This window comes from Pseudomonas sp. NPDC090752 (assembly GCF_055584805.1).
Genome location: NZ_JBVJLI010000008.1, coordinates 123,211 through 142,036 on the forward strand (window position 1 = coordinate 123,211; position 18,826 = coordinate 142,036).

General features: G+C 64.0%; 18 protein-coding genes. 9 read left to right on the forward strand and 9 right to left on the reverse strand.

Annotated features, from left to right (window positions below; all coding sequences use genetic code 11):
- The first annotated feature begins 103 nt into the window (after positions 1-103).
- Positions 104-727, forward strand: coding sequence for a LysE family translocator (locus ACZ6YA_RS13300; protein WP_465897585.1), 624 nt, complete (start codon positions 104-106; stop codon positions 725-727).
- On the opposite strand, the gene ACZ6YA_RS13305 is transcribed toward ACZ6YA_RS13300, so the two are convergent.
- From ACZ6YA_RS13305 to ACZ6YA_RS13345, 9 genes are all read right to left on the reverse strand, one after another.
- On the reverse strand, positions 724-3,036 hold the full coding sequence (locus tag ACZ6YA_RS13305) for an autotransporter family protein (protein ID WP_465897586.1): 2,313 nt from the start codon (positions 3,034-3,036) through the stop codon (positions 724-726). The genes ACZ6YA_RS13300 and ACZ6YA_RS13305 overlap by 4 nt on opposite strands.
- Before the next feature lie 135 nt (positions 3,037-3,171).
- Positions 3,172-3,447 (reverse strand): peptidylprolyl isomerase, encoded by a 276-nt coding sequence (locus ACZ6YA_RS13310; protein WP_008095636.1) that lies wholly within the window; start codon positions 3,445-3,447, stop codon positions 3,172-3,174.
- 74 nt (positions 3,448-3,521) lie between these two features.
- Positions 3,522-4,001: a serine protease inhibitor ecotin gene (gene eco / locus ACZ6YA_RS13315; RefSeq protein WP_465897587.1), complete on the reverse strand. Its 480-nt coding sequence runs from the start codon at positions 3,999-4,001 to the stop codon at positions 3,522-3,524.
- A gap of 55 nt (positions 4,002-4,056) precedes the next feature.
- Entirely contained in the window at positions 4,057-4,827 is a 771-nt protein-coding gene (hbdH, locus tag ACZ6YA_RS13320) for a 3-hydroxybutyrate dehydrogenase (protein ID WP_465897588.1), read from the reverse strand.
- Positions 4,828-5,010: 183 nt separating this feature from the next.
- Positions 5,011-6,027: an ABC transporter permease gene (locus ACZ6YA_RS13325; RefSeq protein WP_465897589.1), complete on the reverse strand. Its 1,017-nt coding sequence runs from the start codon at positions 6,025-6,027 to the stop codon at positions 5,011-5,013.
- Complete coding sequence (locus tag ACZ6YA_RS13330) at positions 6,027-7,085, reverse strand: microcin C ABC transporter permease YejB (protein WP_465897590.1); 1,059 nt, start codon at positions 7,083-7,085, stop codon at positions 6,027-6,029. Before ACZ6YA_RS13330 ends, ACZ6YA_RS13325 begins: the two co-directional genes overlap by 1 nt.
- Positions 7,082-8,953, reverse strand: coding sequence for an extracellular solute-binding protein (locus ACZ6YA_RS13335; protein ID WP_465897667.1), 1,872 nt, complete (start codon positions 8,951-8,953; stop codon positions 7,082-7,084). Before ACZ6YA_RS13335 ends, ACZ6YA_RS13330 begins: the two co-directional genes overlap by 4 nt.
- 52 nt (positions 8,954-9,005) lie before the next feature.
- Positions 9,006-9,287 (reverse strand): peptidylprolyl isomerase, encoded by a 282-nt coding sequence (locus ACZ6YA_RS13340; protein ID WP_400804070.1) that lies wholly within the window; start codon positions 9,285-9,287, stop codon positions 9,006-9,008.
- A 78-nt stretch (positions 9,288-9,365) separates the two neighbouring features.
- Positions 9,366-10,427, reverse strand: coding sequence for a 3-deoxy-7-phosphoheptulonate synthase (locus ACZ6YA_RS13345; protein WP_465897591.1), 1,062 nt, complete (start codon positions 10,425-10,427; stop codon positions 9,366-9,368).
- A gap of 635 nt (positions 10,428-11,062) precedes the next feature.
- Here ACZ6YA_RS13345 and benA point away from each other — a divergent pair.
- The 8 genes from benA (at position 11,063) to catA (ending at position 18,730) form a co-directional block, all read left to right on the forward strand.
- Positions 11,063-12,421 (forward strand): benzoate 1,2-dioxygenase large subunit, encoded by a 1,359-nt coding sequence (benA, locus tag ACZ6YA_RS13350; RefSeq protein ID WP_465897592.1) that lies wholly within the window; start codon positions 11,063-11,065, stop codon positions 12,419-12,421.
- Positions 12,418-12,903, forward strand: a complete 486-nt coding sequence (gene benB / locus ACZ6YA_RS13355; RefSeq protein WP_465897594.1) for a benzoate 1,2-dioxygenase small subunit — start codon at positions 12,418-12,420, stop codon at positions 12,901-12,903. The genes benA and benB overlap by 4 nt, the downstream gene beginning before the upstream one ends.
- A 71-nt stretch (positions 12,904-12,974) precedes the next feature.
- On the forward strand, positions 12,975-13,988 hold the full coding sequence (gene benC, locus ACZ6YA_RS13360) for a benzoate 1,2-dioxygenase electron transfer component BenC (protein ID WP_465897595.1): 1,014 nt from the start codon (positions 12,975-12,977) through the stop codon (positions 13,986-13,988).
- Between the two features lie 36 nt (positions 13,989-14,024).
- A complete protein-coding gene (locus tag ACZ6YA_RS13365; protein WP_400804081.1) occupies positions 14,025-14,786 on the forward strand; it encodes a 1,6-dihydroxycyclohexa-2,4-diene-1-carboxylate dehydrogenase in 762 nt (253 codons plus the stop codon).
- Between the two features lie 56 nt (positions 14,787-14,842).
- Entirely contained in the window at positions 14,843-16,186 is a 1,344-nt protein-coding gene (locus ACZ6YA_RS13370; RefSeq protein WP_465897596.1) for an MFS transporter, read from the forward strand.
- A gap of 30 nt (positions 16,187-16,216) precedes the next feature.
- On the forward strand, positions 16,217-17,338 hold the full coding sequence (locus ACZ6YA_RS13375) for a muconate cycloisomerase family protein (protein WP_465897597.1): 1,122 nt from the start codon (positions 16,217-16,219) through the stop codon (positions 17,336-17,338).
- 147 nt (positions 17,339-17,485) lie between these two features.
- Entirely contained in the window at positions 17,486-17,776 is a 291-nt protein-coding gene (catC, locus tag ACZ6YA_RS13380) for a muconolactone Delta-isomerase (RefSeq protein WP_465897598.1), read from the forward strand.
- A gap of 39 nt (positions 17,777-17,815) precedes the next feature.
- On the forward strand, positions 17,816-18,730 hold the full coding sequence (catA, locus tag ACZ6YA_RS13385) for a catechol 1,2-dioxygenase (protein WP_465897599.1): 915 nt from the start codon (positions 17,816-17,818) through the stop codon (positions 18,728-18,730).
- Positions 18,731-18,826: the final 96 nt, after the last annotated feature.

Below are 18,826 nucleotides of genomic sequence, written 5' to 3' on the forward strand. Positions count from 1 at the left end.
TAGCAGTGCGCTGCACACGGCCGTACAGTTTTTGCCAATGGCTGTACCTTGACCCGGCGTCGTCCGGGCAGTGACAGTAGCGACAGATTTCGTGGAGAACACAATGGACCTGTCGAGCCTGCTGCTATTCATCCCCGCCTGCTTCGCCCTGAACATGGCACCGGGGCCGAACAACCTACTGTCGTTGCATAATGCCAGCCACTATGGGTTGCGGGCCGCGTGTGTCGCCGGTGGTGGGCGTATCGTCGCCTTCAGCGGCATGATCGCGCTGGCCGCCATGGGCCTGGCGGTGGTGCTGCACACCAGCGAGTACCTGTTCCTGGTGATCAAGGTGGTGGGCGCCGCCTACCTGTTCTACATCGCCTGGCAGCTGTGGCGCGCGCCGGTGGGCGAGGCCCAGATGGCGAGCGATCAGCCGCGTGGCAAGTGGCGCCTGGCGCGCCAGGAGTTCTGGGTGGCAGCGGGTAATCCGAAGGCGATTCTGATCTTCACCGCCTTCCTGCCGCAGTTCGTATCGGTGGGCAGCGCCACACCGGTAAGCGAGCAGTTCCTCTGGCTGGGGGTGCTGTTCCTGCTGCTGGAATGGGCGGCGATTGCCATCTATGCGGGCCTTGGTGCCTACCTGCAGCGCTGGTTCAGCCAGCCGGGGCCGCGTCGGCTGTTCAACCGGGTCAGCGCCTCCCTGCTGGGATGCGCTGGCCTGGGGTTGCTGGCGGCGCGCCGTTAGAACTGCCAGCGCACCCCCAGGTTGACGCCGCTGGCTTCCTGCTGGCGGCTGTCCAGGTTGGCGGCGTACTGCACGCCGCCGTGCAGGCTCAGTGCCTCATTCACTTGGGCGACCAGCCCTGCTTCGAGTTGCAGCGAAGTGTAGCGGTAGTCGGTCTTGATCTTGTCCACGTCGTCGAAGGTCAAGGTGTCGCGGCCACCGTCGCCATGCCACAGGTTGACCTGCCCGTAGGGTTGCAGGAGGCGCCCACTGCTGCCGGTGAACGCGCCCTCCAACCGCACGCCCAGACGGCCAGTGAGCTCAACCTGGGCGTCGTGGCTGACGTGGGAGACACTGTCGTGGGCGCTGTTCAGTGAGACTTTCTGGGCAATCAACTGGGCCTGGGGTTCCAGGCTCCAGCGCTTGGACAGTGGAATGGGGTAGCCAGATTCAAGCGATGCCGTCCAGGCTTGGCCATCGATATTCAACTTGTCACCACGCTCGGAGCGGGCGCGGCCGTCCAGGTCGGTGTATTGCAGCACGGCATCGAGGTAGCCACGTTGCGGCCCAACCAGCGTCCAGTAGGCACCCACGCTGTCACCATCGAGCTTGATATCACCGACACTACGATCCTCCAAGGCCAAGGCGAAACCTTTTACGTCCGCCTCCAGGCGGCTGTGGCTCACGTACACGCCGACCTGCTGGCGATAGCCGTTTTCAGCGACGTGGGCATACAGGTCCTGGCCAACCTTGAAACCATACAGGTCGCCGTCCAGGCTCGGGCTGACCGTGCCGCTCCATTGCTGGCGCAGCGCGCCGCCGTAGGCCTGGCCCCAACTGGCCGGGAGCGTACCCTCAGCGGCCAGCAATTGCTGGTCGCCCTGGCGTTGATGGAATGTGCCCAAGGCCTGACGCGCAAGCAGGGCGGCCCCCCTGGGCGCGGCTGTGTAGACCGGAACTTCCGGGCGATACAGTGGCACGCTCTGGCCCATGACCGGGGCGGGTAGGTTGGGCTGCCCAGGCGCAGGGGCGGCGATGGGGGGCGTAACTGCAGGCTGCACGGGCGCAATGCCGGGTTCTTCAACCACGGCTGCAGCAGGGGCAGCCACCAAGGTCGAGCGCAAATACCAGCTGTTTTCAGAACCCGCCGTCACGCCCCCCTTGAACAGGCGGTAGTCGTAGGCACCCACGGACAGCACCTGGGTCTGCACGAAGGCCGTGGCGGTGCTGGTGGCGCCGTCACGGCCTTCGACCACCTGAATACCATTTTGCCGGGTGGCAGCACCCGTGCCCCCCAAGTTGTTCACCTGCAGCAACGTGGTGCCGCTGATAGCGCCTTGGCTCACCACCAGGCGGTCCGAGGCGGCGCCATCCTCAGCCAGCACGCTGTTGAGCCGCAAAGTGCCGTTATCGCCCAGATAATTGCCATTGATGGTCAAGCGGCCCTGTGCGTCGCTACCACTGGCAAGGTCGAGCGTGCCGGCATTGCGTAGCGTTGCAGGCTGACCTTGGGTGAATGCCGACACCGTTCCCTGGCGCGAGAACAGCGTACTGCTTGTGTCGATTGCCAATGAACCGCTGCCACTGCCGACGTCACCCAAGGTCAGTGTGTCGTCCAGCACAAGGCGGCTGCTCTCGCTCAACCCGATCGTTTCCCAATTGACATAGCGGGCCCCGCCAACGACTTCGCTGTTGACGAACAGCAGACGGTCAGTGCCATCACCGCCGTTGACGGTGATGGTCAAGGTTTGCGCAGTCAGGTGGCTGATGGTCGCCCCATCGTTGCCCAGGCCCATGTCCACCCGGCCATCGACGTTTCCACCAGACCAGTGCAACGCGTCATCGCCAGCGCTGGCCAGCAAATTGCCCTGAAGCCTGCCACCGCTGATGGTGATCTGGTCTACGCCTCCACTGGTACTGATATTGCCACCGAGAGTGCCGCCGCGAAGAATGATCGTGTCATCGCCGAAACCACTCACCAGGTTGCCGTCGATACGCGTTTCCACCGCCGTATCCTGGGACATGTCAAAGTAGTTGTCGGCGAGCTTGAGGTCCACCCGGCCAATGCGCCCACCGCTGAAGATCGCGCGATCACCGTCCTCGAAGGCACCGATGATGCGCCCGTCAGACATGTTGAAGTGGTCATAGCCTTCGTCCTGGCTGAGCGAGCGGACCGTACCTCCAGTCATGGTGAAGCTGTCCACCTGCTGGGTCTGCAAGACTTCATCCAGGTTGTCACCCGGTGAAACCAGCAGGTCCTCGGTGTGGCCAGGCAGCGGCAAGGTAAGCAGGGGAAAAACAGCGGGTACGAGCAGGCGGGGTAAACGCATCGGCAGATCTCCGTGTCCATTGAATGGAATCACTGGCGGGATCGCGCTTTTTTGTCGCTACTCCGGCCCTGCCTGAGTTGTAAGTAGCTGCCAGCTGGGGGGCAACTGGCAAAAATGCTAGGTGGCCACGCGCTATCAGTCGCGGTAGAACGTCTGCACCAGGTGATAACCGAATTTGCTCTTGATTGGCCCATGCACCACGCGCAGCGGCTTCTTGAAGATCACCTGGTCGATCGCACCCACCAGTTGCCCTGGGCGTACTTCGCCAAGATCGCCACCGCGCTTGCCCGAAGGGCAGGTGGAAAACTTCTTGGCCAGCACGTCGAAGGCCTCGCCGTTGGCGATGCGCTGCTTGAGCTTTTCGGCTTCGTCAGCGGTCTTGACCAGGATATGGCGGGCTTGAGCTTTCATGGGAACACCTGTGCTTCGGGGTAAAAAAGGGCGCCATTATGCCTGAACATACCGCGCCCTGACGTTGGTACGGCTTACTCTAGGTTAGCTTTCTGCACATCGTTCGACGCCGACCACACGCGATAGCGCACCTCGACCCCTTCCGGCACGTACACCACGACAGGCAACTTGCTGTTGTAGCGCAGCATGAAGCCTTCACCCACCACCGGCACGAAGGCTTCGGTCTTTTTGCCATCCGGACAGGCCATCAGGGTACTGGCCGGACCACCTACCTTGTCCAGGCGGTAATAGCTGTAGCCCCAGCCTTCGAGGGTGCGCTCCTCCAGGCTGCCGGCCAGGCGCTGGCGGTTGCAGTCGACCTGCAGGGTCTTGCCCGCCAGGATTTCCAACTTGAAAGCATGTTCATCGGCTTGTGCCGGCAGGTGGATGACCTGCCGGGTGAAGCCTTTTTCAGCGTCGGGGTAGGGGGCGACGTCCTTTAAGCTGGCAGCCATCGCCGGGGCGACGGCCGCCAGGGTCAGGGCCAGGATCGAGGGCAGTAGGGTTGGGCGCATAAGGCCTCCTTGCAAATGAACGGGGGCAAGACCGTCGCCAGGCCCAGACCTCCCATCACTGGGCCAGCCAGCCACCGTCGACGTTCCAGGCGGCGCCGCGGACCTGGCTTGCGGCCTCGCTGCACAGGAATAGTACCAGTTCACCCAAGTGCTCTGGAGTGACGAAGGCCAGTGAAGGTTGCTTCTCGGCCAGCAGGTCTGCCTGCGCTTGCTGCGGGTCGATGCCCTTGGCGGCCCGTTCGTCGATCTGTTTCTGCACCAGCGGAGTCAACACCCAGCCCGGGCAGATGGCGTTGCAGGTGACGTTGCTGGTGGCGGCTTCAAGCCCCACCACCTTGGTCAGGCCGATTACGCCGTGCTTGGCGGCAACGTAAGCCGCCTTGCCGGTCGAGCCAACCAGCCCGTGCACCGAGGCGATGTTGATGATCCGCCCCCAGTTGCGTGCTCGCATGCCAGGCAAGGCGAGGCGCGTGCCATGGAACACCGCCGAAAGGTTCAGGGCGATGATCTTGTCCCAGCTTTCCACCGGGAACTGTTCGACCGGCGCCACATGCTGGATGCCGGCGTTGTTGACCAGAATATCGACGCCACCGAACTCGCGCTCGGCGAAGGCGAACAGCGCTTCGATCTGCGTGACATCGGCAAGGTCGGCCGGATGGTGGGAGGCCTTGCCGCCATGCTGAGTCACCTCGGCCAGCGCCGCTGCCGGGTCGCCGAACCCGTTGAGCAGGATGTTGGCGCCGGCGCGGGCCAGCACCTGGGCAATGCCCAGGCCGATACCGCTGGTGGAACCGGTGACGAGTGCAGTCTTGCCTTTGAGGGTCATGCAAATGCTCCTTATTGGGCTGCGCTGTCGCGCAGAGATCAAAGCCTGCGAGTGCGCCGCATACCCTGTGGGAGCGGCTTTAGCCGCGAAGCAAGCGACGCGGTGTATGGCACCGGCTTCGCCGGTGTTCGCGGCTGAAGCCGCTCCCACAGGGGGCTGCCAAATCAATCGGTTAGTGTTTTTCTACCGCCTCGGATCAAACGCCTCGCGCAGGGCATCGCCGATAAACACCAGCAACGACAAAATCACTGCCAGCGCGAAGAATGCAGTAAAGCCCAGCCAAGGGGCTTCCAGGTGCTGTTTGCCCTGGGTTACCAGTTCGCCCAGCGAAGCACTGCCGGCCGGCATGCCAAAGCCCAGGAAGTCCAGCGCAGTCAGCGTCGTAATTGCCCCAGTCAACATGAAGGGCACATAGGTCAGCGTGGCGTTCATCGCATTGGGCAGGATGTGCCGGAACATCACCTGACTGTCCGGCAGGCCCAGAGCCCGGGCAGCTTTCACATATTCCAGGTTGCGCCCACGAAGGAATTCGGCGCGCACCACATCGACCAAGGTCAACCACGAAAACAGCGCCATGATCCCCAGCAGCCACCAGAAGTCCGGCTCGACGAAGCCGCTGAGGATGATCAGCAGGTACAGCACTGGCAACCCCGACCACACCTCCAGCACGCGTTGCCCCAGCAGGTCGACCCAACCGCCGTGATAACCCTGCAGGGCGCCGGCCGCCACGCCGACCAGCACGCTGACCACGGTCAGGGCAAAGGCGAACAGCAGCGATATCCGCGTGCCGTACAGTACCCGCGCAAGCACATCGCGACCTTGGTCATCGGTGCCCAGCCAGTTGCTGCTGCTCGGCGGGCTGGGGGTGGGGACCTGCAGATCGTAGTTGGGCGTATCGGCGCTGAACGGGATCGGCGCGAACAGCATCCAGCCACCCTGGCCCTCGATCAGCTGGTGCACATAGGCGCTGCGATAGTCTGGCTGGAACGGCAGCTGGCCGCCGAACTGCTGCTCGCTGTAGCGCTTGAGCGCGGGCACGTACAGCTCGCCCTTGTAGCCCAGCAGCAGGGGCTTGTCATTGGCCACGAGCTCGGCGCCGAGGCTGAGCAGCAACAGGCCGGCGAACAGCCACAGCGACACCCAGCCGCGGCGGTTGCGGCGAAAACGTTGCAGGCGGCGACGCGAGACGGGCGAGAGCATCAGTGCGCCCTCGCGTCGAAGTCGATACGCGGGTCGAGCAGGGTATACGACAGATCGCCGATCAGGCGGATCAGCAAGCCCGCCAAGGTGAAGATGAACAACGTGCCGAACACCACCGGGTAGTCCCGCGACACCGCCGCCTCGTAGCTCAAGCGCCCCAGGCCATCGAGGGAGAAGATCACCTCAATCAGTAACGAACCTGCGAAAAACACCGTGATCAGCGCCTGGGGCAACCCCGCCAGGACCAACAGCATGGCGTTGCGCAGCACATGCCCGTACAGCACACGCCGCTCGCTCAGCCCCTTGGCCCGGGCCGTGACCACGTACTGGCGAGAGATTTCGTCGAGGAAGGCGTTCTTGGTCAACAACGTCAGCGTGGCAAAGCCGCCAATCACCAGCGCACCGACCGGCAGCACCAGGTGCCAGAAGTAATCGGCGACCTTGCCCAGCAGGCTGAGCTGGTCGAAGTTTTCCGACACCAGGCCGCGCACCGGGAACCAGTTCAGCGAAGTGCCGCCGGCGAACAGCACGATCAGCAACAGGGCGAACAGGAACGAGGGCAGGGCATAGCCGATCACGATCAGCGCGCTGCTCCAGGCATCGAAGCGGCTGCCGTGGCGCACGGCTTTGCGGATGCCCAGCGGGATCGACACCAGGTAGGTGATCAGCGTGGCCCAGAACCCCAGTGACAAGGTTACTGGCAGCTTGTCGAGGATCAGGTCTGTGACCTTGGCGCCCCGGAAGAAGCTCTGGCCGAAGTCCAGCCGCGCGTACTGGCCGAGCATCAGCCACAGGCGTTCAGGGGCCGATTTGTCGAAGCCGTACTGGCGTTTGATCTCCTCGATCAACTTCGGGTCCAGGCCACGGGTGGCGCGCGACTCGCCGTGCACCACCTCGGCACGGGCCCCCGGTGCGCTGCCGCCAATGCCCTGCAACCGAGCCACGGCCTGTTCCACCGGACCACCGGGGGCGGCCTGGACGATGGCGAAATTGACCAGCAGGATCGCCAGCAAGGTGGGGATGATCAGCAGCAGGCGCCGCAGGATATAGGCAGTCATGGCTTGGCCTTCTGGCGCTCGGCCATCTGTGCGTTGGTCAGCGCTTCGGGGCTGACTTCCCACCAGCCGTCCAGGCCTTCGTCATAGGCGGGCTGCACCTTGGGCAAGCCGAAGCGGTTCCACCACACCGTCGAGCTGCCCGGCGGGTAATAGTTGGGGATCCAGTAATAGTTCCACTGCAGTACCCGGTCCAGTGCATGGGCGTGGCGCAGCATGTCGGCTTGGGTGTCAGCGCGCACCAGGCCATCGATCAGGCTGTCCACCGCCGGGTCCTTAAGCACCATCAGGTTGTTCGAACCCGGGTCGTTGGCTGCTGCAGAGCCGAAGTAGTTGTACAGCTCGGCGCCGGGCGAAAGCGTGGTGGTGTAGCCGGTGACGATCATGTCGTAATCGCGGGCCATCACGCGGTTGATGTATTGGGCCGAGTCGACGTTGCGGATGTTCAATGTGATGCCGATCTGCGCCAGGTTGCGCTTCCACGGCAGCAGCAGGCGCTCGACGCCGGACTGGCCGTTGAGAAAGGTGAAGGTCAGCGGTTCGCCGGCGGCGTTCACCAGGCGATCGTCCTCAGGGTGCCAACCCGCTTGTTCGAGCAAGGCCAAGGCCTGCAGCTGTTGCTGGCGGATGATCCCCGAGCCGTCGGTCACTGGCGCTGTGAACACCTGGCTGAACACTTCGTCCGGCACCTTGCCGCGCAGGGGTTCGAGCAGTTGTAGCTCACTGGCATCCGGCAGCGCGCGCGCGGCCAATGGGGTGTTGGAGAACACACTCTGCTGGCGGATGTACATATTGCGCATCATCTGCCGGTTGCTCCACTCGAAGTCCCAGAGCATCGCCAGCGCCTGGCGCACGCGGCGGTCTTTGAACTGCGGCCGGTCGAGGTTGAACACGAAGCCCTGAGCGGTCTGTGGTTTGGCCGGGCCCAGGTGGGCGCGCTGCAGGCGGCCGTCGTCCAGTTGCGCACCGTTGTAGCCGAGGGTGAATGCCGTGGCGGAAAACTCGCGGTTATAGTCGTAGCCACCGCCCTTGAGCACCTGGCGCGCCACCTCGGTATCGCCGAAATACTCGATGCGGATACGGTCGAAGTTGAAACGGCCGCGGCTGACCGGCAGGTCCTTGGCCCACCAGTCGCGGTTGCGCTCGAAGGTGATGCTGCGCCCGTTGTCGATTCGCCCGATGCGGTAAGGGCCGCTGCCGACGGGCGTATCGAAACCGGCACCGTTGGCGAAGTCGCGGTTTTGCCAGTCATGTTCGGGCAACACCGGCAGGCTTGCGAGGTCCAGGGGCAGGGTCCGACCATGGGCTTGCTTGAAGTCGAAACGCACGCGCTGCGGGCCTTCCACCGTGACGCCAGTGACCTCGGCGAATAGCGTACGGTACTTGAGGCTGCCCTGGCTCATCAGCTTCTCGAAACTGAAGCGCACATCCTCGGCGCGCACAGGCTTGCCATCGGCAAAAGTAGCCTTGGGGTCGAGCTCGAAGCGCAGCCAGGCGTCTTGCGGGCCACGTTCCATGCGCCGGGCGATCAGGCCGTAGACGGTATAGGGCTCATCGAATGAGCGCACGGCAAGGGGCGCGTACAGCCAGCCATCGACCTCGCTGACGCCGGTGCCTTTGTCGATGTACGGCAGGATATGGTCGAACTGGCCGATCTCGATGGCCGAGCGGCGTAGTGTGCCGCCCTTGGGGGCGTCGGGGTAGGTGTAGTCGAAGTGGCGGAAGCTTTCAGCGTAGCGGGGAGCTTCGCCGTAGACGGTGAGGGCGTGGGTGGGCGCGGCTTGTATCGCAAAGCTCGAGCACACCAGTACAAGGCCCAGAAAAACCTGTGGGAGCGGGCTTGCCCGCGAATGCGGCGGCGAATTCACCATCGCATTCGCGGGCAAGCCCGCTCCCACTGGGATCACTACCGGTGACCTTGGCTTAGTCCTGACGGCTGGTCACTTCCAGCAGGTGGTAACCGAACTGGGTTTTCACTGGGCCTTGCACGGTGTTGAGCGGGGCGCTGAACACCACGGTGTCGAATTCCTTGACCATCTGGCCTGGGCCGAACGAACCCAGGTCACCGCCCTGGCGGCTGGAGGGGCAGGTGGAGTTGGCTTTGGCGATTTCAGCGAAGTCGGCACCGGCTTCGATCTGAGCTTTCAGCTCGTTGCATTTGTCTTCGCTGCTGACGAGGATGTGGCGGGCGGTGGCGCGTGCCATGGGTACTACTCCTTGGGTGAAAAGGGCAAGCCTAGCGCGTTGCTTGGCAAATGTCTCGCAAGGCTTGCCGCAGGTTCACTACAAGCGTGCCGCTGCCTCGCGCAGCAGGGTTTCGGTCGACTCCCAGCCCAGGCAGCCATCGGTTATGGACACGCCGTACTTCAGCGCGCCCTTACCCAGTGCCTGGCAGCCATCGAACAGGTGGCCTTCGAGCATCACCCCGACAATCGACGTATCGCCGGCCAGGCGCTGGGCCAGCACGTCCTCGAACACGGCCGGCTGACGCGCCGGGTCCTTGCCGCTGTTGGCATGGCTGCAATCAACCATGATCCGCGCCTGCAGGGCGGCCTTGGCCAGCCCTTGGCGGGCCTGGGCAATGCTAGTGGCATCGTAGTTCGGACCCTTGTGGCCGCCGCGCAGTACCAGGTGGGTGTCCGGGTTGCCCAGGGTCTCGATGATCGCCGGGTACCCTTGTGCATCCATGCCGAAGTGGCGGTGCGGGGCGGCGGCGCTGCGCATGGCGTCGCAGGCGATGGCGACACCGCCGTCGGTGCCGTTCTTGAAGCCGACCGGCAGCTCCAGGCCGCTGACCATCTCGCGGTGCACCTGCGATTCGGTGGTGCGCGCGCCGATTGCCGCCCAACCCAGCAGGTCATCGAAGTAGCCGGCGGCCATCGGCTGCAGCAGTTCGGTGGCGATTGGCAGGCCGCGTTCGATCATGTTCAGCATCAAGCCACGGGACAGGGCAATGCCGGCATGCATGTCGTCGCTGCCATCGAGGTGCGGGTCGTAGGCCAGGCCTTTCCAGCCCACCGTGGTGCGGGGTTTTTCCACGTAGGCGCGCATTACCAACAGCAGTTTGTCATCCACTTCGCGGCTGAGCGCCGCCAGGCGGTCGGCGTATTCCAGGGCCGAGCGTGGGTCGTGGATCGAGCATGGGCCTACGACGACCAGCAGGCGCGAATCGCGACCTTCGAGGATGGCGCGGATGGCCTGGCGTTGGGCCTGGACTTGCTGGGCGTGTTCGAGGGACAGCGGCATCTGCTGCTTGAGCAGGTGCGGGCTGGGCAGGCGGCGGCTGACGGTGGTGTTGGCCGCGTGCGGCTGGGTCAGGGGCAGAGCGAGGTTCGAGGCGTGCATGGCGTAGGTTCCCTGGGCGGACGGCGGGTTCTGGCCCGCGCGGTCGGCCGCTATCGTGGTGTTCGACTGTTCGTTGAATTCACATTGGCTGCAGCGTTGCCACCTTGGACGGACCGATCGGAGGCGGCAGGCTGGCCCGAACGGGATTGGCTAAATCGCCAGGCGTAGGTGCATGCGTAGTCATAAGTGGCGTAGTTCATGAAAGTGTCCTCAGTGTGATTCGGTAGTGTTCAAAAGCCTGAAAAGCAAAACCCCCGGTCGGGGAGCCGACCGGGGGTTTGAGTATTCTCATGTTCGGCGGCCCCTCGAAGGTGGGCGCCGTGTGGGTATCGGCGCCTAGTGGCTAAACCAATACCCAAAATACGAGCAGGTAAGTGCCTTGCAGCCGGCAACGGCCAGCACAGGGCGCAGGGTGCGACCGGTGTGGTTGGCGAGGTTGCGGGTGGCTTTCGGCATGTTGCTCTCCAGTGAATGAGCCCGAGCTTACTTCAGGTGATACACCGCGTTCAATGGATAAATGCTATCGCATCGATATTTGCACGAACTGGATAGCGCTCTGCAGCAGGCGGATATTAGCGCCCAGATGTGCCCCTTAACCTGAGCCGGTCTGAACAATAACAATGGAGACCCCGGCCATGTCCCTGGGATTCGACTACCTCAATGCCATGCTCGAGGACGACCGTGAAAAGGGCATCTACCGCTGCAAGCGCGAGATGTTCACCGACCCACGGCTGTTCGACCTGGAGATGAAGCACATCTTCGAGGGCAACTGGATCTACCTGGCCCACGAAAGCCAGATTCCCGAGAAAAACGACTTCCTCACCCTGACCATGGGGCGCCAGCCGATCTTCATCGCGCGCAACAAGGACGGTGAGCTCAATGCCTTCCTCAATGCCTGCAGCCACCGCGGCGCCATGCTCTGCCGGCACAAGCGCGGCAATCGCTCCAGCTACACCTGCCCATTCCACGGCTGGACCTTCAACAACAGCGGCAAGCTGCTCAAGGTCAAAGATCCGAGCAACGCCGGCTACCCCGACAGTTTCAACTGCGACGGCTCCCACGACCTGACCAGGGTCGCTCGTTTCGAGTCGTACCGCGGCTTCCTGTTCGGCAGCCTCAATGCCGACGTCAAGCCGTTGGTGGAGCACCTGGGTGAATCGGCGAAGATCATCGACATGATCGTCGACCAGTCGCCCGAGGGCCTGGAAGTGTTGCGCGGCGCCAGCTCGTACATCTACGAAGGCAACTGGAAGCTCACCGCCGAAAATGGCGCCGACGGCTACCACGTGAGCTCCGTGCACTGGAACTACGCCGCCACCCAGAACCAGCGCAAGCAGCGCGAAGCGGGTGACGAGATCAAGACCATGAGCGCCGGTGCCTGGGCCAAGCAGGGCGGCGGTTTCTATTCTTTCGACCACGGCCATTTGCTGCTGTGGACGCGCTGGGCCAACCCCGAGGACCGTCCGGCCTACGAGCGTCGTGACCAACTGGCCGCTGACCATGGCCAGGCCCGCGCCGACTGGATGATCGAGAACTCGCGCAACCTGTGCCTGTACCCCAACGTGTACCTGATGGACCAGTTCAGCTCGCAGATCCGCATCGCCCGGCCGATATCGGTGAACAAGACCGAAATCACCATCTATTGCATCGCCCCCAAGGGCGAGAGCGCCGAGGCCCGCGCCAGTCGTATTCGCCAGTATGAAGACTTCTTCAACGTCAGCGGCATGGCCACCCCGGATGATCTGGAAGAATTCCGCTCGTGCCAGACCGGCTACGGCGGTGGCACCGGCTGGAACGACATGTCCCGCGGTGCCGCGCACTGGGTCGAAGGCGCCGACGAAGCCGCCCGCGAAATCGAGCTCAAGCCGCTGCTGTCGGGCGTGCGCACCGAGGACGAAGGCCTGTTCGTGCTGCAGCACAAGTATTGGCAGGACACCATGCTCAAGGCGCTTGAAGGCGAACCGCAACTGATCCCCGTGGAGGCCGTGCAATGAACCTCCATGAAACCGTGCGCGATTTCCTCTACCGCGAGGCGCGCTACCTGGACGATGCCCACTGGGACCAGTGGCTGGAACTGTACGCCAGCGACGCGACCTTCTGGATGCCCTCGTGGGATGACGACGACCGCCTCACAGAAGACCCGCAAAGCGAGATCTCGCTGATCTGGTACGGCAACCGTGGCGGCCTTGAGGACCGGGTATTTCGCATCAAGACCGAGCGTTCCAGCGCGACCGTGCCTGACACCCGCACCTCGCACAACATCAGCAATATCGAGATCGTCGAACAAAGCGAGGGCCGCTGCCAGGTGCGCTTCAACTGGCACACCCTGAGCTTTCGCTACAAGACTACCGACAGCTACTTCGGCACGAGCTTCTACACCCTGGACTTACGCGGCGAACAGCCGTTGATCAAGGCCAAGAAGGTGGTGTTGAAAAACGACTACGTGCGTCAGGTCATCGACATCTACCACATTTGATTCGAGGTAACGCGAACTGCCCGGTGTGCCCCAAGAGCGCGCCGCGGCCAGCTTCGCCCGCGAGGTGCAACATGAGCTTCCAGATCGCGCTTAATTTCGAAGACGGGGTGACCCGCTTCATCGAGGCCAGCGGCCATGAAACCGTGGCCGACGCCGCCTACCGCCAAGGCATCAACATCCCGCTGGACTGCCGTGACGGCGCCTGCGGCACCTGCAAGTGCAAGGCCGAATCCGGGCGTTACGACCTGGGCGACAATTTCATCGAAGACGCCTTGAGCATCGATGAGATCGCCGAAGGCTATGTGCTGACCTGCCAGATGCGCGCCGAAAGCGACTGCGTGGTGCGCATCCCGGCGTCATCGCAAGTGTGCAAGACCGAGCAAGCCAGCTTCCAGGCCACCATCAGCGGCGTGCGCCAGCTGTCGGTCAGTACCATCGCCTTGTCGATCAAGGGCGAAGCGCTGAGCCGCCTGGTGTTCCTGCCGGGGCAGTACGTCAACCTCAGCGTGCCGGGCAGCGACCAGAGCCGCGCCTACTCCTTCAGTTCGCTGCAGAAGGATGGCGAGGTCAGCTTCCTGATTCGCAACGTGCCGGGCGGGCTGATGAGCAGCTTCCTCACCAGCCTCGCCAAGGCCGGCGACAGCATGAGCCTGGCCGGGCCGCTGGGCAGCTTCTACCTGAGGCCGATCCAGCGCCCCTTGCTGCTGCTGGCGGGCGGCACCGGCTTGGCGCCGTTCACCGCGATGCTGGAGAAGATTGCCGAGCAGGGCAGCGAGCACCCGCTGCACCTGATCTACGGGGTGACCAACGACTTCGACCTGGTCGAACTGGACCGCTTGCAGGCCCTGGCGGCGCGCATCGCCAATTTCACCTTCAGCGCCTGCGTGGCCAACCCCGACAGCCAGCACCCGCAGAAGGGCTACGTAACCCAGCACATCGAACCGTGCCACCTCAATGACGGCGATGTGGACGTGTACCTGTGCGGGCCGCCACCGATGGTCGAGGCAGTCAGCCAGTACCTCCGCGAGCAGGGCATCACCCCGGCGAATTTCTATTTCGAGAAGTTTGCGGCAGCGGCCGCCTGAGTGTCCTCGGGGCTGCCCAAGCATGGAGAAATACCGATGAATACAAGATTCCAAGGCAAAGTCGCCCTGGTCACCGGTGCTGCACAAGGCATCGGCCGAGGCGTGTGCTGGCGGCTCAAGGCCGAAGGCGCGCAGGTGGTGGCGGTGGACCGCTCCGAGCTGGTCCACGAGCTGGCCGGGGAGGGCATGCTGACCCTTATCGCCGACCTCGAGCAGCACAGCGACTGCGCCCGGGTCATGGCCACGGCGGTCGAAACGTTCGGCCGCATCGACATCCTGGTCAACAACGTCGGCGGCACTATCTGGGCCAAGCCGTTCGAGCACTACGAAGTCGAGCAGATCGAGGCCGAGGTGCGCCGCTCGCTATTCCCCACCCTGTGGTGCTGCCATGCCGCACTGCCGTACATGCTCGAACGCGGCAGCGGCGCCATCGTCAACGTTTCGTCCATCGCCACCCGCGGCGTCAATCGCGTGCCCTACGGCGCGGCCAAGGGCGGCGTCAATGCCCTGACCGCGTGCCTGGCCTTCGAAACCGCTGGCCGTGGCATCCGCGTCAACGCTACCGCACCCGGTGGCACCGAAGCGCCGCCTCGGCGGGTGCCTCGCAACGACGCCGCGCAGGGCGAGCAGGACAAGGTCTGGTACCAGCAGATCGTCGACCAGACCCTCGACAGCAGCCTGATGCACCGCTACGGCAGCATCGACGAGCAGGTCGGCGCGATTCTTTTCCTGGCCTCCGACGAGGCCTCCTACATCACCGGCGTGACCCTGCCGGTAGGGGGCGGTGACCTCGGCTGAGGCTCACCCTCCTGGCACGCTTCTCCTCCACAAAAACAACAAGAGCGACAGATGCCATGCGAACCCTTGACGTGCACCCGATCATCGATAACGCCCGCTTTAGCGCCTTCCACTGGAGGGTCATGGCCCTGTGCGGCTTGCTGCTGATCTTCGACGGCTACGACTTGTTCATCTATGGCGTGGTGCTGCCGGTGATCATGAAAGAGTGGGCCCTGACGCCCTTGCAGGCCGGCGCCCTGGGCAGCTATGCGCTGTTCGGCATGATGTTCGGTGCCCTGGCCTTCGGCAGCCTGGCTGACCGTATCGGGCGCAAGAAAGGGATCGCCATCTGTTTTGCCTTGTTCTCGGGGGCGACCATTCTTAACGGGTTCGCCAGCAGCCCGAGCGAATTCGGCATCTACCGCTTCATCGCCGGCCTCGGCTGCGGCGGCCTGATGCCGAACGCCGTGGCGCTGATGAACGAATACGCGCCCAAGCGCTTGCGCAGCACGCTGGTGGCAATCATGTTCAGCGGCTATTCGCTGGGCGGCATGCTGTCGGCAGGCGTGGGCATCTTCATGCTGCCGCGCTTTGGCTGGGAGTCGATGTTCTTCGCCGCTGCCGTACCGCTGCTGCTGTTGCCGGTGATTTTCCATTACCTGCCGGAATCCATCGGCTTTCTTGTACGCCAGGGCCGGACCGATGAGGCGCGCACGCTGCTCCAACGCGTTGATCCAACCTGCGATATCCAGCCGGATGACACCCTGGAGTTCACTGTGGGAGCGGGCTTGCCCCGCGAAAGGGCCGGCACATTCAGTGCCGTCCTCGACCTGTTCCGCAACGGCCTGGCCACCCGCACCCTGGCCCTGTGGCTGGCGTTCTTCTGCTGCCTGCTGATGGTCTACGCGCTCAGCAGCTGGCTGCCGAAACTGATGGCCAACGCAGGCTACAGCCTGGGTTCGAGCCTGTCGTTCCTGCTGGCGCTGAACTTCGGTGGCATGGCCGGTGCGATTCTCGGCGGCTGGCTGGGCGACCGCTACAACCTGGTCAAGGTCAAGGTGGCGTTCTTCCTGGCGGCAGCGCTGTCGATCAGCCTGTTGGGCGTCAATAGCCCGATGCCGGTGCTGTACCTGCTGATCTTCATCGCCGGGGCCAGCACCATCGGCACGCAAATCCTCCTGTATGCCGGCGCTGCCCAGTTGTACGGCCTGTCGGTGCGTTCCACCGGCCTTGGCTGGGCCTCGGGCATCGGCCGCAATGGCGCCATCGTCGGCCCGCTGCTGGGTGGCGCACTGATGGGCATCAACCTGCCGCTGCAACTCAATTTCATCGCCTTCGCCATCCCTGGCGCGATCGCCGCACTGGCCATGGCCGTGCACCTGGCCAGCGGCCGGCGTCACAGCCTGGCGGCGACGGCCTGACCTACCTACTGACTGAACTGGAGCCCTTGCATGACAAGCCCGACCATTGAACGGCTGGAGGCGCTGATCGTCGACCTGCCGACCATCCGCCCACACCAGCTGGCCATGCACACGATGCAGCAGCAGACCCTGGTGGTACTGCGCCTGCGCTGCAGCGATGGTGTCGAAGGCATCGGCGAAGCCACTACCATCGGCGGCCTGGCCTACGGCTACGAAAGCCCCGAAAGCATCAAGGCCAATATCGACGCGCACCTGGCACCGGCACTGATCGGCATGGCCGCCGACAACATCAACGCCGCCATGCTCAAGCTCGACAAGCTGGCCAAGGGCAACACCTTTGCCAAGTCCGGCATCGAGAGCGCCTTGCTCGACGCTCAGGGCAAGCGCCTGGGCCTGCCGGTCAGCGAACTGCTCGGTGGGCGCGTGCGTGACAGCCTGGAAGTGGCCTGGACCCTGGCCAGCGGCGATACCGCGCGCGACATCGCTGAAGCCCAGCACATGCTGGAAATCCGCCGCCACCGGGTGTTCAAGCTGAAGATCGGCGCCAATCCGGTCGAGCAGGACCTCAAGCACGTGGTCGCGATCAAGCATGAACTGGGCGAGCGCGCCAGCGTGCGCGTCGATGTCAACCAGTACTGGGACGAGTCCCAGGCCATCCGCGCCTGCCAGGTGCTGGGCGCCAACGGCATCGAACTGATCGAACAGCCGATCTCGCGCATCAACCGCAGCGGGCAGATACGCCTGAACCAACGCAGCCCGGCGCCGATCATGGCCGACGAGTCCATCGAAAGCGTCGAGGACGCCTTCAGCCTGGCCGCCGACGGCGCTGCCAGCATCTTCGCCCTGAAGATCGCCAAGAACGGCGGCCCGCGCGCCGTGCTGCGCACCGCGCAGATCGCCGAGGCCGCCGGCATCGCCCTGTACGGCGGGACCATGCTTGAAGGTTCGATCGGCACCCTGGCCTCGGCACATGCGTTTCTTACCCTGCGCCAGCTGACCTGGGGCACCGAGCTGTTCGGCCCGCTGCTGCTGACCGAAGAGATCGTCAACGAGCCGCCGCAGTACCACGACTTCCAGCTGCACGTGCCACGCACCCCGGGCCTGGGCTTGACCCTGAACGAAGCCCAGCTCGCACGCTTCGCCCGCCGCTGAAGGTACGCACACATACATACCCCCTGTGGGAGCGGGCTTGCCCGCGAAGAATACGACGCGGTGGATGGCACCGGCTGCGCCGGTGTTCGCGGGCAAGCCCGCTCCCACAGAGATCGCGCAAGCTCTCATACACACAAGGAGATCCCCATGCTGTTCCACGTGAAGATGACCGTAAAACTGCCGCTCGACATGGACCCGGCCAAGGCCACGCAACTGAAGGCCGACGAAAAGGAACTGGCCCAGCGCCTGCAGCGCGAGGGCACCTGGCGCCACCTGTGGCGCATCGCCGGGCACTACGCCAACTACAGCGTGTTCGACGTGCCCAGCGTCGAGGCGCTGCACGACACGCTGATGCAGCTGCCGCTGTTCCCGTACATGGACATCGAGGTCGACGGCCTCTGCCGCCACCCGTCGTCCGTCCACGCCGACGATCGCTGAGCCAAGCCTTCTGCACAAGAACAAGATGAGGTAACCCCCATGACCGTGAAAATTTCCCACACTGCCGAAGCCCGGAAGTTCTTCGAAGAAGCCGCAGGCTTCGGTAATGACGAAGGCAGCCCGCGCCTCAAACGCATCATCCAGCGCGTGCTGCAGGACACCGCCCGCCTGATCGAAGACCTGGAGATCAGCGAGGACGAGTTCTGGCATGCCGTCGATTACCTCAACCGCCTGGGCGGGCGCGGCGAGGCCGGGCTGCTGGTGGCGGGTCTGGGCATCGAGCATTTCCTCGACTTGCTGCAGGACGCCAAGGATGCTGAAGCCGGCCTCAGCGGCGGCACCCCACGCACCATCGAAGGCCCGCTGTACGTCGCCGGTGCCCCCATCGCCCAGGGCGAAGTGCGCATGGACGATGGCAGTGAAGAGGGCGTGGCCACGCTCATGTTGCTCGAAGGCCAGGTACTCGACCCCCAGGGCCAGCCGCTGGCCGGTGCCACGGTCGACCTGTGGCACGCCAACACCCGTGGCACCTATTCGTTCTTCGATCAGAGCCAGTCCGAGTACAACCTGCGCCGGCGCATCGTCACCGATGCCCAAGGCCGCTACCGCGCCCGCACCATCGTGCCATCAGGCTACGGTTGCGATCCGCAGGGGCCGACCCAGCAATGCCTGGACCTGCTCGGCCGCCACGGCCAGCGCCCGGCGCATGTGCATTTCTTCATTTCGGCGCCAGGCCATCGGCACCTGACCACGCAGATCAACCTGTCCGGGGATAAGTACCTGTGGGACGACTTCGCCTATGCCACGCGCGATGGACTAGTGGGAGAGGTGGTGTTCCACGAGGGTAGCGAGCGGCGATATGCCGAGCTGAAGTTCGACTTCCAGCTGCAGAAGGCGCAGGAAGGTGCGGACGAGCAGCGCAGCGGGCGGCCTCGGGCATTGCAGGAGGCCTGATCATTCGCGGTGACCTTTTCGCGGGGCAAGCCCGCTCCCACAGTTACTGCACAAGGTCAGAGACCTGTGGCGATCCTGTGGGAGCGGGCTTACCCC